Annotated in this window: 15 protein-coding genes; 11 read left to right on the top strand and 4 right to left on the bottom strand. The window is 61.4% G+C overall.

The window, feature by feature from the left end; genetic code table 11:
* Positions 1 to 2 precede the first annotated feature (2 nt).
* The 6 genes from C2E19_RS04365 (at position 3) to C2E19_RS04390 (ending at position 6,660) form a co-directional block, all read left to right on the top strand.
* Positions 3 to 560: an NUDIX hydrolase gene (locus C2E19_RS04365; protein ID WP_129388546.1), complete on the top strand. Its 558-nt coding sequence runs from the start codon at positions 3 to 5 to the stop codon at positions 558 to 560.
* A gap of 331 nt (positions 561 to 891) precedes the next feature.
* On the top strand, positions 892 to 1,263 hold the full coding sequence (locus C2E19_RS04370) for a translation initiation factor Sui1 (RefSeq protein ID WP_007914613.1): 372 nt from the start codon (positions 892 to 894) through the stop codon (positions 1,261 to 1,263).
* 219 nt (positions 1,264 to 1,482) lie between these two features.
* On the top strand, positions 1,483 to 3,396 hold the full coding sequence (gene speA / locus C2E19_RS04375; RefSeq protein WP_129388549.1) for an arginine decarboxylase: 1,914 nt from the start codon (positions 1,483 to 1,485) through the stop codon (positions 3,394 to 3,396).
* A gap of 234 nt (positions 3,397 to 3,630) precedes the next feature.
* On the top strand, positions 3,631 to 4,980 hold the full coding sequence (locus C2E19_RS04380; RefSeq protein ID WP_129388552.1) for a type VI secretion system Vgr family protein: 1,350 nt from the start codon (positions 3,631 to 3,633) through the stop codon (positions 4,978 to 4,980).
* Positions 4,977 to 5,750 carry a DUF4123 domain-containing protein gene (locus C2E19_RS04385; RefSeq protein ID WP_129388555.1) on the top strand — a complete coding sequence of 258 codons (774 nt, stop codon included), beginning with the start codon at positions 4,977 to 4,979 and terminating at the stop codon, positions 5,748 to 5,750. Before C2E19_RS04380 ends, C2E19_RS04385 begins: the two co-directional genes overlap by 4 nt.
* A gap of 19 nt (positions 5,751 to 5,769) precedes the next feature.
* Positions 5,770 to 6,660 (top strand): alpha/beta hydrolase, encoded by an 891-nt coding sequence (locus C2E19_RS04390; protein WP_129388557.1) that lies wholly within the window; start codon positions 5,770 to 5,772, stop codon positions 6,658 to 6,660.
* On the opposite strand, the gene C2E19_RS04395 is transcribed toward C2E19_RS04390, so the two are convergent.
* Together C2E19_RS04395 and C2E19_RS04400 are read right to left on the bottom strand one after the other, a co-directional pair.
* A complete protein-coding gene (locus tag C2E19_RS04395; protein WP_129388559.1) occupies positions 6,654 to 8,003 on the bottom strand; it encodes an MATE family efflux transporter in 1,350 nt (449 codons plus the stop codon). The two genes, C2E19_RS04390 and C2E19_RS04395, sit on opposite strands and share 7 nt — an antisense overlap.
* A gap of 247 nt (positions 8,004 to 8,250) precedes the next feature.
* On the bottom strand, positions 8,251 to 8,544 hold the full coding sequence (locus C2E19_RS04400) for a hypothetical protein (protein ID WP_129388561.1): 294 nt from the start codon (positions 8,542 to 8,544) through the stop codon (positions 8,251 to 8,253).
* A gap of 239 nt (positions 8,545 to 8,783) precedes the next feature.
* Here C2E19_RS04400 and C2E19_RS04405 point away from each other — a divergent pair, with 239 nt between their 5' ends.
* The 5 genes from C2E19_RS04405 to C2E19_RS04425 all read left to right on the top strand — a co-directional run bounded on the left by C2E19_RS04405 (position 8,784) and on the right by C2E19_RS04425 (position 13,346).
* The gene (locus C2E19_RS04405) at positions 8,784 to 9,086 is read left to right on the top strand and encodes a MazG-like family protein (protein WP_129388564.1); all 303 of its coding nucleotides are present in this window, start codon (positions 8,784 to 8,786) and stop codon (positions 9,084 to 9,086) included.
* Positions 9,086 to 9,835: a methyltransferase gene (locus C2E19_RS04410; RefSeq protein ID WP_129388567.1), complete on the top strand. Its 750-nt coding sequence runs from the start codon at positions 9,086 to 9,088 to the stop codon at positions 9,833 to 9,835. Before C2E19_RS04405 ends, C2E19_RS04410 begins: the two co-directional genes overlap by 1 nt.
* 12 nt (positions 9,836 to 9,847) lie before the next feature.
* Entirely contained in the window at positions 9,848 to 10,462 is a 615-nt protein-coding gene (locus C2E19_RS04415) for a DUF4136 domain-containing protein (RefSeq protein ID WP_129388569.1), read from the top strand.
* Between the two features lie 54 nt (positions 10,463 to 10,516).
* The gene (locus C2E19_RS04420) at positions 10,517 to 11,074 is read left to right on the top strand and encodes a DUF4136 domain-containing protein (RefSeq protein WP_129388572.1); all 558 of its coding nucleotides are present in this window, start codon (positions 10,517 to 10,519) and stop codon (positions 11,072 to 11,074) included.
* 283 nt (positions 11,075 to 11,357) lie between these two features.
* Positions 11,358 to 13,346 carry a pilus assembly protein TadG-related protein gene (locus C2E19_RS04425; RefSeq protein ID WP_129388576.1) on the top strand — a complete coding sequence of 663 codons (1,989 nt, stop codon included), beginning with the start codon at positions 11,358 to 11,360 and terminating at the stop codon, positions 13,344 to 13,346.
* Here C2E19_RS04425 and C2E19_RS04430 read toward each other — a convergent pair.
* The gene (locus tag C2E19_RS04430) at positions 13,343 to 16,078 is read right to left on the bottom strand and encodes an ATP-binding protein (protein ID WP_129388578.1); all 2,736 of its coding nucleotides are present in this window, start codon (positions 16,076 to 16,078) and stop codon (positions 13,343 to 13,345) included. The two genes, C2E19_RS04425 and C2E19_RS04430, sit on opposite strands and share 4 nt — an antisense overlap.
* Complete coding sequence (locus tag C2E19_RS04435) at positions 16,075 to 16,515, bottom strand: TadE/TadG family type IV pilus assembly protein (RefSeq protein ID WP_129388581.1); 441 nt, start codon at positions 16,513 to 16,515, stop codon at positions 16,075 to 16,077. Before C2E19_RS04435 ends, C2E19_RS04430 begins: the two co-directional genes overlap by 4 nt.
* Positions 16,516 to 16,542 lie beyond the last annotated feature (27 nt).

Genomic DNA, 16,542 nt, shown 5'->3' on the forward strand with positions numbered 1-16,542 from the left:
TCATGAGTCAGAACGCCAAAGAGGCGGCCCATCGCGCCGCCTCCGATGCTGAACAGATCGCTTGGGTCGACGAACAGGACAACCTGCTCGGCGCCTTGGTGCGTTCAGACTTGCGTGAGCGCGGGCTGATCGGACGCGGCACCTACATCATGCTGTTCAATTCTGCGGGTGAGCTTTGCGTGCATCGGCGCACGTTGAGCAAGGCCATCTACCCGGGTTTCTGGGATGTAGCGGCTGGCGGCATGGTGCTCGCCAGTGAAACCTACGCTGAATCCGCTGCCCGCGAGCTGGAAGAAGAGTTGGGGGTCAGTGGCGTGGAACTCACTGCGCACGACCATTTCTTCTTTGAAGATACCGGCAACCGTTTGTGGTGTTCGGCGTTTTCCGCTGTGTGGGACGGGCCGCTCAAACTGCAGCCGGAAGAGGTGCTGGAAGCGCGGTTCATCCCGGTCGAGCAGGTCATGAAGGAAATCCAACAAAAGCCCTATTGCCCGGACTCTTTGGCCGCGTTGAAGCGCTATCTCAAGGCGCAGCAAAGCGACGTCGCAAAGAACACATGAATTGGCGCCGATTGGCACTTAGCAATCGGGTTTTTTGCCGTTACACTGCGCGACCTTTTTTTCAAACTGCACCGGATAGTTTGAGGTTGGCCTGATTGACTGCTGGCCTGTGGGGAACCTGTAGGAGCTGCCGAAGGCTGCGATCTTTTGATCTTGGCTTTTAAAAAAGATCAAAAGATCGCAGCCTTCGGCAGCTCCTACATTTCAGCAATTGAGCAGTCCAGGAATCGATATCCGGTGCAGTAGCGCTGCCCCTGCCTGAGTGGGGCTTCGCGGTCGCTGACCTTGCCCAAGGTTGCGATCAGTCTTTGTCCTCCCGAGAGGATTGCCGGTGGCCAAAAAAGCCGCATCCTTCGCCGCCTTAGGTGGCCTGGTATTTTCCACCGACGCAGGTCGTCATTGCCCGGAATGCAGTAAGCCGGTGGACGCCTGTATCTGCAAACAAACCGTGATCCCGGCCGGCGACGGCATTGCCCGCGTGCGCCGCGAGAGCAAGGGCCGTGGCGGCAAGACGGTGACTACTATCACCGGCGTGCCGCTGGCCGAAGACGCGCTCAAGGAGCTGGCGACAACGTTGAAGAAACGTTGTGGCACCGGCGGCGCGTTGAAAGACGGCATCATCGAAATCCAGGGCGATCATGTCGAGCTACTCTTGGCTGAGCTGATCAAGCACGGTTTCAAAGCGAAGAAGTCCGGCGGCTAGCAGCCTCTGTGAAATCCATCTGCGGCTTGATCCGGCGCTGAAATACTTCAGATCCGGCGTCGTCTCCATGGTTTTCACAGAGCCTGTTCATGACCGGTTTCTAAACTCCACGCAGTCAGTGCGGTCTACCGCCGCGCTGACGAACCGTCATTTTCATTCTTTAGACTGCGCCGGCCTGAGATCAGGCGACGCACTATGACTTCTTTATAGGGGACTTCGATGTCCGTACGACGCACACGTAAAGACGATGGCAGCCAATGGACAGTTGCGGACAGCCGCAGTGTTTACGGGATTCGCCATTGGGGGGCCGGGTATTTCGCGATCAATGAAGCCGGTCGCGTCGAAGTTCGTCCGAACGGCCCGAGCAGCTCGCCGATTGACCTGTTCGAGCAAGTCGACCAACTGCGCAAAAGCGGTTTGTCCTTGCCGTTGCTGGTTCGTTTCCCCGACATCCTGCAAGACCGTGTCCGCCAGCTGACCGGCGCCTTCGATGCCAACATCGAGCGTCTGGAATACCAGAGCAAGTACACCGCGCTGTACCCGATCAAGGTTAACCAGCAAGAAGCGGTGATCGAGAACATCATCGCCACCCAGGATGTTTCCATCGGCCTGGAAGCCGGCTCCAAGCCTGAATTGCTGGCCGTACTGGCGCTGGCGCCGAAGGGCGGTACCATCGTCTGTAACGGCTACAAGGACCGCGAGTTCATTCGTCTCGCGCTGATCGGTCAGAAACTTGGTCACAACGTGTTCATCGTGATCGAGAAAGAATCCGAAGTCGCTCTGGTGATCGAAGAAGCCGCCTCGCTGAAGGTCAAGCCACAGGTTGGCCTGCGCGTGCGCCTGTCGTCGCTGGCGTCGTCGAAGTGGGCGGACACTGGTGGCGAGAAATCCAAATTCGGTCTGTCGGCGGCACAACTGCTGTCGGTGGTCGAGCGCTTCCGCGCGGCCGGTCTCGATCAGGGCATTCGCCTGCTGCACTTCCATATGGGTTCGCAGATTGCCAACCTGGCTGACTATCAGCACGGTTTCAAGGAAGCGATCCGTTACTACGGCGAGTTGCGCAACCTCGGTCTGCCGGTCGATCACATCGACGTTGGCGGCGGTCTCGGTGTCGACTATGACGGCACCCACTCGCGCAACGCCAGTTCGATCAACTACGACATGGACGATTACGCCGGTGTCGTGGTCGGCATGCTCAAGGAGTTCTGCGATGCGCAGGCCCTGCCGCATCCGCACATCTTCTCCGAGAGCGGCCGCTCGCTGACCGCGCACCACGCGATGCTGGTTGTGCAGGTGACTGACGTCGAGAAGCACAACGACGAAATCCCGCAGATCGAAAACAAGGAATCGCTGCCGGAAACCGTGCAGTGGCTGGTTGACCTGCTCGGCCCGACCGACATCGAAATGGTCACCGAAACCTACTGGCGCGCCACGCACTACATGAGCGACGTGGCTGCGCAGTACGCTGACGGCAAACTGACCCTGGCCGAAAAAGCCCTGGCCGAGCAGTGCTACTTCGCGGTCTGCCGTCGCCTGCACAACTCGCTGAAAGCGCGTCAGCGTTCGCACCGTCAGGTGCTCGACGAGCTCAACGACAAGCTGGCCGACAAGTACATCTGCAACTTCTCGGTGTTCCAGAGCCTGCCGGACACCTGGGCGATCGATCAGGTCCTGCCGATCATCCCGCTGCACCGTCTCGACGAAGAGCCGCTGCGCCGCGCGGTGCTGCAGGACTTGACCTGCGACTCCGACGGCAAGATCAACCAGTACGTCGACGAGCAGAGCATCGAAACCAGCTTGCCGGTGCACGGTTTGAACGAAGGTGAAGACTACTTGCTGGGCGTGTTCCTGGTCGGCGCCTATCAGGAAATCCTCGGTGACATGCACAACCTGTTCGGTGACACCGACTCGGTGAACATCTACCAGAATGCCGATGGCAGCGTGTACCACGCCGGTATCGAGACCCACGACACCATCGAAGACATGCTGCGTTACGTGCACTTGTCGCCGGAAGAACTGATGACGCACTACCGCGACAAGTGCGCCAGTGCGCGCATCAGTGCCGGCGAGCGCACGCAATTCCTCGATGCCTTGCGTCTGGGTCTGACCCGTTCCTCCTACCTGTCTTCCTGACGGCAGGTTGTCGTTTCACCGGGTTGTCTGAAGTTTCCCCCGCTAGCCGGGGAAAATTCGGATATCCCGGTGGGACATATCCCAAGTTCCGCGTGAAATCCTTGTCTATCCGGGTCAGCAAAGTCATCCGGTCTGCTTTTCGCGTAGGTCATTTCCTAAGTTGTACTTCGGCACTCTACTCGGCCATGCCTCTCGGCGAGAATCCTCGGCCGCCCCTCCTGTAGAGATCCGCCAATGTTCGATCCATTCAACGAGTCGTTGTTTCGTCTCGATGTAGCGGGTCTGTCCGACCCCCTCGAAGTCCTGGCCTTTACCGGTAACGAAGCGCTCAGTGAGCCGTTTGCGTTCGAGATCGATGTGTTGATCGACGATGCGCAACTGGACCTTGCCGGTTTGCTCTACCGGTCAGCGTTTCTTTGTTTCGGCGCGCTGGGGGAGGGTGTGCATGGGCAATTGCAAAGCCTTGTCCAGCACGAGTACGGCCATGCTGCGAGGTTGTGCCGAGTGCGTCTGGGGCCGAGGTTGAGTTGCCTGGGCCTGCGCTTCAGCCAGCGCATATTCAGTGGCCGCTCGGTGCCGCAGATCCTTGATCAAGTGCTCAGGGAGCACGGCATCGTTGGCGCGCAGCGCCGCTTCGAGTGCCGCGTCGATCATCCGGTCCGGACCTTCTGCACCCAGTACCACGAATCGGATCTGCAACTGCTCCAGCGCTTGTGCCGGCAGGCGCGCATTCACTATCACTTCGAGCATCGTCCCGACGGACATTGCCTGGTGTTCGGCGATGATCCGACGCAACTGCCGCAAGCCGTCGCGGCGGTGTTTTGCGGCGAGGGTGACGGGCAAAGTGAGCCGCAGGCGATCCACCAATGGCGGTTGCAGGGCCAACGTCAGAGCATGGCCAGCGGCGCGCAGTCGACGCGCACGGCAGAAGGCTGCAGTGAGCTGGCGCGATTGCGCAGCGGCCGCTGGCTGGCACTGAGCGGCCATCCGCTGGGTGAATGTAACCGGCGCTGGTTGTTGAACCGAATCGAGCATCACGCCGATCAACTTCAGGTGCCGGCCTACAGCAACCGGATCTTTGCGCTGGAGCAGTCCTGGGTTGCTGCGTCGGCGACGGTCGCTGTTCGCCAGCGTATGCACAGTCTGCAACGGGCCTGGGTGGTGGCCGTCGATGAACCGCGTCCTGATCAATCGCGTCCGGTGGCGGTGCAGTTCGACTGGTCGTATCAGGGCGAGGGTGCCGCCGACAGCCATTGTTGGCTGCCTATGTCGCCAACCCTGGCCGAGGCGCCAATGAATGCACTGGCCGAGGGTGTCGAAGTGGTGGTGAGTTTCTTCGAGGGTGATCCGGATCAACCGATGATCACTGGTGTATTGCAAGTCGCTGCGGCGCCGGTCGCAGACCAGCCCTTGCCATTACCGCCGCAAACCCGACTCGATGACGGGCTGCAACGCCTGCTGCAATCGGCGGAACCCTTGATGCTGCTGTGCCTGATGCCGGGTGGCGGCAGCTTCGTGCATTGTTCGCAGGCGGTGTGTACCTGTCGGCTGGTGACGTCCCTTGAACAGAGCGGCGGACGATGAGCGCCGTCGCGCAGTGGTTGTTACTCGACAGGGTCGATGCGCCGTTAGCCTTGACCACGTTACGCGCAGGCTTCGCTGGCGTGCAGTGTTTCTGGCTGTTCGACGACACCGAGTTTCAATCCATCCGTGAGCAAGGGCCACTGTTGATCAGCCTGCAGGACTGCCCGGCACTGGCGACCTTGTGTCACAGCGATCCACAGACCTGGCGCGGCCTGCTCCTCGAAAGCACAACGCCTGTGGAGCCGTTGCTCGGGCATTTGCGCCGCATGCTCACCGTTTCATTCGGCCTGAGCCATCGGGCTTTGCTGGGCTTTTACAACCGCCAGACCGCCAGCTATTTCTTCGATGCCTGCGATGCCCGCGAGTTGAGCCGCTGGCTCGGGCCGATCCGGCAGGTGCGCTGGTTCGGTGGCACCTGGGCCGATCGCGGCGTCGGCTGTGAGGGCTGGCAACAGTTACGCAACCCCCGCCTGCCGGTCGAACGCCTGGCAATCGAGGAAACGCTGAGCCAGCACCAGTGCGAGCGCCTGCAGACTTGCCTGCTGGAGCAGCATATCTGGCGCTGGAGCCAATCCATGGGTGTCGCCTATGCGCAGTTGTCGCTGCATGCCGGGCAAGGCATGGCGCTGGGATTTACCGAGCGCGCGGTGCTCGATGGCTGGTTGTGGCTACGCTTGCAGCATCCGCGTGAAGTTTTGGTGCCGCTACCGGCGGGGCTGACGCAACAAGAGCGGCTCGATCATTTGCGGCGACACTGGCAGAAAGAATAACCCTGAGGGAGCAGCCTCCATGAGCGGTGGTTTTCGGCAATGGCTCGGTTCAACGTGGTTCGGCGTAATCACCAGCGTCCTGCTGATGTTGAGTCTCGGTGGCTGTTCGCCGGTGAAAGTCCTCAATGCGCTGACGCCGGACGACACCTTCAACCGCACGACGGGTATCGCCTATGGTGCTGATCCACGGCAGAAGCTCGACGTCTACGTGCCGCGTCAGCCGCTCGCCGATGCGCCGGTTGTGGTGTTTTTCTACGGCGGCAGCTGGAACAGTGGCGATCGCGGGGATTACACCTTCGTCGGCGAAGCGTTGGCCTCGCGGGGGATTGTTGCGGTGGTGGCGGATTATCGCTTGTACCCGCAGGTGCGCTATCCGGCGTTTCTCGAGGATGGCGCACAGGCAGTGGCGTGGACCAAGGCGCATATCCGCGAGTATTCCGGCAACCCGCAACGCTTGTATTTGCTCGGTCACAGTTCCGGCGGATACAACGCGGCGATGCTCGCCCTCGATGCGGATTTTCTCGCGGCGGTGGGCATGTCGCCCCACGATCTGCGTGGCTGGATCGGACTGGCCGGGCCTTATGATTTCCTGCCGATCAAAAATCCTGACGTGCGCCCGGTGTTCTTCTGGCCGGATTCACCGCCACAATCGCAGCCGATCAACCATGTCAGCCGAGGCGCACCGCCGGCCTTGCTGATTGCTGCGACCGAGGATGATCTGGTCAACCCGATACGCAACACCGGTGGCCTGGCGCGCAAGCTGCGCGGGGCCGGTGTGCCGGTGCAGGATCTATATTACTCGCGGCCCAGCCATGTGACGCTGGTCGCGACATTGTCGCGGCCGCTGCGGCAATTGGCGCCGGTGCTCGATCAAATCGTCGGCTTCATCCAGCACACGCCGACTCAGTGAACGCCGCCGCTGAACCAGCCGTCATTGCGCTTCAGCCACCAGGCCATCGCCCCGAGCGTGAGGCTGCGCAGCACCATGAACAGCAGAAACGACATCCACAGGCCGTGATTGCCCAACCCTTGCAGCGCCCAGGCGAACGGCAATAGCAGGACAACGGTCAGCAGCATGCCGTTGCGCATTTCGCGGGCGCGGGTGGCGCCGATGAACAGGCCGTCGAGCAAGTAGCTCCACACCGCAATCAATGGCAGCACGGCAAGATAAGGCAGGTAGACAAACGCCGTGTCACGCACACTCTGGATATTGGTCTGCATCTCGATGAACAGATGCCCGCCGAGAAGAAACAGCGCAGCAAAACCGAGGCTGGCGATCAATGACCAGCCGCCGGCCACCACCAGCGAACGGCGCAGAGCCAGACGATCACGCGCGCCGATGGCATGCCCGCACAACGCTTCAACGGCATGCGCAAGCCCGTCCAGTGCGTGGGCGGTGAGCAGCAGGCCGTTGAGCAGCAGCGCATTGGCCGCGACCGTCGCATCGCCGAGCCGCGCACCTTGCACGGTGATCATGAAAAACACCGATTGCAACGCGAGGCTGCGGATGAAGATGTCGCGATTGACCGCCAGCAACGGCCGCCAGCTCTGCCACAGTTTCAGTGCCGCCCAGATGATGTGCCCCGGATACGCGCGCAGCGCTTTGCGTGTCAGCAGCAAGCCGAGCAGGGCGCCGCTCCATTCGGCGATCACCGAGGCGCGCGCAGATCCGACCACGCCCCAGTCCAGGCCAATGACGAACCACAGATTGAGGACGATGTTGATCAGGTTGGTGGTCAGCAGAATCGCCAGGGGCGCGCGTGCGTTCTGCGTACCGAGGAACCAGCCAACCAGCGCGTAACTGGCCAGCGCTGCCGGCAGGCCGAACAGCCGCGTGTGGAAGAAGTCGCGAGTGAGCTGATCGAGTTCCGCTGACGGCTGCATGAAATGCAGCGCCAGGTCACTCAACGGTACGCCGAGGCTGCCGAGCAGCAATGCCAGTCCCATCGCCAGCAGCAGGCCCTGCAACAGAATCTGCCGCAACGCCGCGCCATCGCTGCGCCCGGCCGCCTGCGCGGCAAACCCGGTGGTGCCCATGCGCAGAAAACCCATGGCCCAGGCGAGAAAGGTATACAGGCTGGCGCCCACCGCCACGGCGCCCAACTGATGGGCGTGGGGTAAATGGCCGATGACGGTGCTGTCGACCAGCGCTACCAGCGGTACGGAAATATTGGAAAGGATCATCGGCGCGGCGAGCGCCCAGACCTTGCGATGAGTCGGACGGTCGCGCCAGTCGGTGGTCAGGTTGGACATGCAGGCTCCTTGGGGGAGCGGGGATTGTAGCGATTAACACAATCCCCTGTAGGCGGTGGGTCAGCTAGAGATGTTTCCACTGCACCACACTCTTGCAGGGGAGAAGTTGTGTGCGGGAAGTTGTGGGTGAGGATTTATGCGCCCCCAAATAAACAGGTAGGAGCTGCCGCAGGCTGCGATCTTTTGATGTTGCCTTAAAAGATCAACAGATCGCAGCCTTCGGCAGCTCCTACAAGGTTTTGTGGTGTCAGTGAATTATCCAGCTGAGCAACCACAACCCCAGCAGCAACCAGATGATCCCGGCAATGATCGACGCATTCATGAACGCGCGAATCGCCGACCACAGCAGCATCAGCCCGACGATCAGCGCGATGATGCTGATGATCGACGTGTCCATCCCCAGCGTCTTTGCCAGTCCGTCGACAAAATTGCCGCCGGCATGGCTCAGAATGTTGAACAGGCCACTGAGCCCGTCGACGATAAAGCGGATGATCGAGCCGAGCGCCTGGCCGAGCCACTCGAAAAAGCTTTCTACCTGCATGTGTTCATCCTGATGAAAGAGCTGAGCCTTGGGCCACAACGCAGGTGGCCGAGTTCCCTGTCACGAGTATGGCCCATGCTGCGCCGAACGGAAAACCCGTAGGAGCTGCCGCAGGCTGCGATCTTTTGATGTTGTTTTTCAAAGATCAAGATCAACAGATCGCAGCCTGCGGCAGCTCCTACATGGGTCTTGCCTTCAGGGCGTATCCGCTTGAAGCTATACGCCTTCAGGAGAACCCGATGAACCTTGTTGAACTGACCGAACGCCTGCACGCCATTCGCGACCGCAATGACTGGCGGCAATTTCACAGCCCGAAAAACCTGGCCATGGCCGCCAGCGTCGAGATGTCTGAACTGGTGGAAATCTTCCAGTGGTTGAGCGAGGACCAGTCGCGCCAGTTGCCCGCCGACAAACTCGCCCACGCCGGGCAAGAAGTCGGCGATATCGTGCTGTATCTGTTGCTGCTGTGCAGCGAGTTGGGCCTGGACATGAATGAAGTGGTGCGCAACAAGCTCGCCGACAGCGAACGGCGGTTCAGCTGATGAGCGACCGGCATTTCGATCAGTTGGCGACGCGTTTCGCCGAAAAAATCTACGGTGGTGCCAAAGGCGCAATTCGCCTCGCGGTGTTGCAGGCCGACCTTGCCGAAGCGTTGCCGGATCGCCCGTTGCGGGTGCTCGACATCGGTGGCGGTCTCGGCCACATGTCGCTGTGGCTGGCCGAACGTGGCCACGACGTGACCTTCACCGAGCCGGCCGCGCCGATGCTCGAAGGCGCCCGCCAGCGTTTCGCCGAGGCTGGGCAAACCGCGACGTTCATTCAGGCGCCGTGGCAGGAGTTGCTCGGGCAACTCACCGAACCCTACGACTTGGTGATCTGCCACGCCGTGCTCGAGTGGCTCGCCGAACCCCACGCGATCCTGCCGGTGCTGCACCAATTGACCAAGCCCGGCGGCTGGTTGTCGCTGGCGTTCTACAACCGCGACGCGCTGATCTACCGCAACCTGCTCAAAGGCCATTTCAAGAAAATGCGCAAGAACGACATGGCCGGTGAAAAGCAGAGCCTGACCCCGCAGCAACCGCTCGATCCGCGCGAATTGGCAACGCAACTCGACGGCCTGTGGCAGGTCGAAAGCCAGAGCGGGATCCGGGTTTTTCACGACTACATGCCGGTGGAATTCCAGGCCCGCGCCGAACTCGTCGATTTGCTCGAGATGGAGCTCGCTCACCGTCGTCACCCAAGCTTCGCCGGGCTTGGGCGTTACCTGCACTGGATCTGCCGGCCGGTCTGATCGGAGCACAAAATGAAAGCTCAATCCGGGTTATTGCTGATCTGTCTGGGGTTGGCCGCCTGCCAGGGCAGCAACCCTTACGTGGCGCAGTCGCGGCCGCTGCCGCCGGCACCGCCGCAAGCCGCCAACACCTTTGATCGCAGCGCCTACCCGGCACCGCCGCGCGATTACGGGCGCTATCGCAGTTGGACGTGGCTCAACGGGCAACTGCCGCCGGGCACCGCGTGGGCGGATTCGGCGCAAGTGGCCGAGGCGGTCAGCAATGCGCTGGATCAGCGCGGCTTGCGTCCGCTGCACGACAATCGTCCGGCCGATCTGTTGGTCAGCGCCCATCTGAGTCTGCAAACCCGCTTGCGTCAGGTGCAGGATGATTACGGCTACTACGGCGGCGGCTACAGTGGCTATGATCGTTATGGTCGCGGTTACGGCATGTACAACAGCGTACCGGTGGTGCGCACCTATTCCGAGCAGGTCGTGGTGGTACAAGTCGATCTGTTCGATGCCGGCACCGGTCAACCGGTGTGGAGTGCCAGCGCGGAAACCGGCGCCAAGGGCAATCAGATCGAGCGCACGGATTCGATTCGCGAGGCTGTCGAAAAGGCCATGGCGGCGTATCCTCCCAGTTAGCTTCCTGCAAATGAGAAGCTCTAGCAGGTTCATGTCTTCAACCGGAGAAAAATCATGTTCCGCCGTCTTGCTTTACTGGCCATGGCCGCGCTGCTCAGCGCCTGTGCCGCCAATCAGGTCAACCATGACTTCGACGCCAGCCGCGACTTTGCCGCCTATCGCAGCTGGAGCTGGAAAGAACCCGCCCTGCAATACCGCCCCGATGATCCACGGATCAAGAGTGATCTGACCGAACAGCGCATCCGCCAGGCCGTGACCGATCAACTCGATCAGCGCGGCTTGCGGCCTGCCGCTGTGGGGGCCAAGGGTGATTTGAGTGTGCAGACTTACCTGATCGTCGAGGATCGTCAGCAGCAAGTGACGACCAACTACGGCGGCGGTTGGGGTGGCCCGTGGAACGGCTATTGGGGCGCGCCGATGTACAACGAAACGCGCAACATCACCTACAAGGTCGCGACCATCCAGATCGACCTGCTCGACGGCAAGGACGGCAAACTGGTGTGGCGCGGCAGCGACGAGCAAATGCTCGCCAGCAAGCCCAACCCCGAGGATCGCAGCAACGCCATCCGCGAAACCGTCACCCGCATCCTCGCCAACTACCCCCCACGCTAACCCCCTGTAGGAGCTGCCGCAGGCTGCGATCTGTTGATCTTTAAAACGGCAACATCAAAAGATCGCAGCCTGCGGCAGCTCCTACCTGTTTGTTCGGGGCGCATAAGTCCTCACACAACATTTCCCCTGTAGGAGCTGCCGAAGGCTGCGATCTGTTGATCTTGAAAGGGCCGTTTCAACAGAACGCAGGGTTTTTGCTTGGAGGCTGGCGCGTTGCCAGCAAGCAGGCCCGGGCGCGTCTACACTCATTGCATCAATGGAGGTCACGGCAAAGGAGTGCGCCATGTCGCCTCGTTCGCATTTCAACGGCCCGGCCCGGCAACGCGGGGCAATCGGTCTGATGGCGGCGCTGACCCTCGGCCTGGCGCTGGTGTGCATGGTGCTGGTGGTCGACAGCGGTCGCTTGTACATGGAACAACGCCGCTTGCAGCGGGTGGTCGATGTCGCCGCGCTCGAGGCGGTCTCGCGTAGCGGGGATTGCCTGACAGGCCTCAGCGCCGCCGCGTTTGCCACCGCCAGCGCCGCGCGCAATGGTTTTGCCGTGGCGCAGGATACGACCCTTGCCGTGACCTGCGGCACCGTGCAAACCGGTGCGAATAACCTGCGTGCCTTCACCGTCGATGCCAGCAAGAAACAAGCGATCAGCGTCGTCGCCACGCGCGTGGTGCCCACCAGTGTTGGCGCCGCTCTGTACGCGTTGTTCCGGCCGGGCAGCGTCGCCCCGACCACGCGCCTGCACGCGACGGCGGTGGGCACTTCGGCGATTCTGCCGCCGATGGCGCAACTGACCATCGGTACCACCGCACTGACGGTCGACGCCAGCAAGTCAGCCGCGTTGAATGCGCTGTGGGGCGGACTGCTCGGCGGCAGCCTCAACCTCAGCGTCGCCGGTTGGCAAGGTCTGGTGGACACTAATATCAGTCTGCTCAGTTACCTCAATCAACTGGCGCTCGACGTCCACGTCGACGCCGGCAACTACACTCAGGTACTCAGTCAAAGCATCCAGATCAATCAACTGATCGACACCGCCATCACCGTATTGACCAAGGGTGGCAGCACCACCAGTGTCGCGGTCAGCGGCTTGCTCGGGTTGAAAGCCATCGTCGGCAATACCTCGGTGGTGCTCGGTCAGTTGCTGCAACTGCAAACCGGCGCGACTTCGGCCGCGCTCAATGCCAATCTGCAGGTGTTCCAGTTACTCGAAGCCGTGGTGCAACTGGCCAACAGTCAGAACGCCCTGACCGCCACCGTGCCATTGAGCATTCCGGGGCTGGTCAACGGTTCGGTGAAGGTCAAAGTCATCCAGCCGCCGCAGTTGTCGGCTGTGGGCAACCCGGCGCTGGCAAAGGCCGACCCGATGGGCGCCAACCGCATCTACGTGAAAACCGCGCAGGTACGCACGCTGATCTCGCTGAATCTGCCACTGCTGTCCGGTGTCGCCGGCCTGGCCAGCGCCATCGTCAGTACGCCGCTGGTCGGTGGTCTGACCGACACCCTCAACAACCTGCTGCACCTGAACATCGCCGGCACGCTGAACTCGTTGTTCTGCGCATTGGGGGGTACCTGTCAGCGTACCAATCTGCAAATTCTGCCGACCTCGACCATCGACATCCTGCTCGAGGCTGCTGCCGCCGACAGCCATGTCACCGATTTCAATTGCGTCAGCGATGCGACGAAAAGCCTGACCACCCAGACCAACTCGTCACTGGTCAAACTCAAGGTTGGCAAGATCGACGCGACCAATGCGTTTTCCTCCTCGGCCGATGTCACCGTGCAGCCATTGGCGTTGATCGATGTCGGCGTCATCACCTGCACCATTCCCCTGCTCGGGCTGGGCTCGCCGACGTGCGATCAGAGCACGCGCAAACCGTTTTACGGCGGCGGTCTCGGGGTGATGGTCGATACCTCGGTGGCGAGCATGCAGAACATCCACACCTACAACCAGCCACCGGAAATCAAACAGACGCCGCTGAACTACAGCTTCGGTACGCAGGGCGTGGTCAACAGTTTGAAAGGCACCTTGAGCGGGGTTCAGGTGCAGGCGTACAAACCCACTGGTTCGAGTTTGCTCGGTGGTTTGCTGACCACCACCGCAGACGTGCTGGCGAGCGTCAACAGTACGCTGGGCGTGGTCATCGACAATCTGCTCAGCCCGTTACTCGACCCGATTCTTGACGGTTTGCTGGCCAATCTCGGCATCACCCTGAACAAGGTCGATGTCGGCGCCAACCTCAGTTGCCGGCCACCGGGGCAGCCGATGCTGGCGATCTAATCGGTCAGCGCAATCGGCAACTCGATGCAGAACCGCGCACCCTCGTCGCCGTTGCGCACACTCAGGCGTCCGCCCATGTTGTCGATGATGCCGTAACTCACCGACAAGCCCAGACCGGTGCCGACACCGACCGGTTTGGTGGTGAAAAACGGCTCGAAAATACGTTCCAGCAAACGCGGGTCGATGCCGCCGCCATTGTCCTCGACCCACAGCCGCACGACGTGTTCGTCACACTCGGCATGCAGGGCGATCCACGGCTGGAAGTCGCGGTTGGCTTCGCGCTTGCCGAGCAGCGCGTCGCGGGCATTGACCATCAGATTGATCAGCACTTGTTCAAGTTGATCGACGTAACCGCGCACCTGAACCTGAAAGCCAGCCTCCTTGATCCGCAATTCGACACCTTTGCCGCGCAATCCTTCAGACAACAGCGACAGCGTGCCTTCGATCGCCTCCCGCGGATTGAACGGCTGCTGTTCGACTTCCGAGCGCCGGCCGAACACGCGCATGTGATCGACCACCCGCGCGGCCCGTTGCACTTGCGCGTCGATGCGATTGAGTTTGTCGGTCAGGTAGTCGATCTGCACGTCGCCATTGCTCAAACGCTTGAGCACATTGACGATGGCCATGCGCATGACGTTCAGCGGCTGATTGATTTCATGCGCGAGGCCGGTGGCCATTTCGCCAAGGGTGGCCATTTTTGCGCTTTGCGTCAGTTGTTGCTGCGAGCGGCGCACTTCGGTGTTGTCGCGGCCCACCGCTTGTACCTCGATCAGTGTGCCGTGTTCATCGAACACGCCGCGATCCGACCAGACCCACCAGGCATGCTCACGGCCGGGCAGGCACAGGTTGATTTCCGCTGTGCTCACCGGCACCTCCGGCGTCAGTTGCGCGAGGCGCTGGAGGAATGCTTCACGTTGCTCGTCCGACATCCAGCTGCCCAGATTGACCCCGGGCAATTGCTCCGGCGCACACTCCAGGTACATCGCCAAAGGGCGGTTGCCGAACGTCAGCGTCAGGTCCGGGCGATAACGGCAAATCATCGCCGGCGAATCTTCCACCAGAATCCGATAGCGCTCTTCACTGGCCTTGACCTGTTCGGCGGCAAGAGTGGCGTCAGTCACGTCCAGCCACAGGCCGACGGCTTCTACCGGCAAGCCGAGGTCATCGCGCAGCAATTTGGCTTCGTCGAGCAGCCAGTGCACATTGCCCTGACGGTCGAGCACTCTATAACGCGCGCTCACCGCGCCTTCGCGCAGCAACTGCCGAGTGCGTTCGAAATAGCGTGGGCGATCTTCGGGGTGGACGTGTTCGACCAGGCGGCCATCGTCGCAGTCAGCCAGACTCCAGCCCAAAAGAGCGCTCAGGCTGGCGCTGAAAAATGTCGGTTGCAGCGCCCCGGCAACGTAGCGCTGCACGTAGATCACGGCGGGCGAACTGGCGATCAGATTGTCCAGCCGCGCATGGGCCGCGGCGGCCTGTTGTTGCTGATTCTTGATGTCGCTGATGTCGAGCATGAAACCCACCAGCCGGCGCTGGGCACCGATGCCCAAAGAGCGGCCTTGCAGGCGATACCACAGCGGCAATGATTGCGCGTCGGCTTGCCAGCGCACGCATAACTCCAGCGGCACGCCTTCGTCTTGCAGCGCTTGCAGGCGACTGCGCAGCTCATCGCGGTCGGCGGGGTGAACCTGATTGAACCAGTCCTGAATCGGCAACCGCGTCGTCGTCAACGCCAGGCTTTGCGCCAGTGTCGGCGCCAACTGCACTTCGTTGCTGTCGCTGAACACTTCCCACCAACCGGTGCCGAGCAGCGCTTGCAGGGTTTCCAGGCGTTCCAGTTGCTGATGGTGACGATGCTCGCGCAAGCGCTCCAGTAACGGTGCTGCCACCGCCGCTGCCAGCAGCAGCCAGTCATGATCGCTGAGGTCAGGCGCCTGTTGTTGCGCGTTGTAGTCGGCGCACAGCAGCCATGCCGCCACGCCTTGGGCATCGCGATAGGGCACGGCGAAACCTGCATGCGGGCCGAACAATGCGCTCAGACGCGGCTGTTCGCTGCTCAGCAAACGTTGCGGCGCTGCACCGTTCAAACTGTCGAGGCCAGTGCCCAAACGCTGCTGTTCACGCCACAGTCGGGGCGCGTTCAACGCGGTGTAATGCTGATGAATCTGCCAGCCCAGGCCTTGCTCGTCGAGCAGCGCTACCGCCAGACACGGGATGTGCAATTGCTGACTCAGGCGTTGCAACTGCTCGCCCAGCGCATCCGGCAGGCGGGCGAGGCTGCACAGGCGTAATTGATCGCGAATCTGCGTGGCCAGCATTTGCGCTTGCTCGCGGCTGCGCGCCTGACGTCGTTCGCCGAGCAAATCACCGATATCGAGCATTTGCAGGAGCCAGCCGTCACCCTGCGCCTGCACCCAGCCGCGCAAGTGCAGCGGCGGGCCGGCGAGGCTGAAAAAATCGAGGTCGAGCAATTGTCCTTGCCAGTCGGCCGGTTGTCCCTCCACGGCAAGACTGCTGTGCGGCAGCAGGTAATCCAGCAGATGCGCAGGTTGCGTGCTGGCCATGCGTTGCGCGAGCAAGTGCCGTAATGGCCCGCTCAGGTGCAGGACCTGGCCGTCGCCATCCAGATACAACTGCAGGCCGACGCTTTGCGCCACCGGGCTTTCCAGTGGTGGTGAGGTGCCGGGTTGTCGATTGAGCAAACGGCTGAACAGCGTTTCACCGGCACTCAAAATTGCAGGCTCGACGAGGCGCGCAATGTCGCCGGCAGGCGCGGCACCGTGCCGACGCCCGGCAGCACCAGAAACGGCAACGCCTGATTCAATTTGCTGGTGGGATAGTTGATGGTCACCGTCAACACACCGCCGACGTAAGTGATCGAGCTGTCGGTGGCCGCATTGAAATTCAACGCGGCGGGCAGCCAGCCCAACTGTCGGGTCAGCTCGGTGCGGGCGGTGGCGGTGACGGCGGTCGAGTAGTTGGCGGTCGCCGGATCCAGCGCCACGCTGCGGCGCACGGCTTCGGCGGTGGACTCATTGAATGACTGCATCAGCAACAACGGCAAGCTGTAGCTCACCAGACCATAAAACACGGCGAAGAAGATGACGAACACCAAGGCGAACTCGATGGCGACAGCGCCTTTTTGCTTGCGGGGGAGGGCGGATTTCATGAGTGCGTCTACCCTGACATTCACTAC

This window comes from Pseudomonas sp. DTU12.3, assembly GCF_004124275.1.
GTDB classification, from domain to species: domain Bacteria; phylum Pseudomonadota; class Gammaproteobacteria; order Pseudomonadales; family Pseudomonadaceae; genus Aquipseudomonas; species Aquipseudomonas helmanticensis.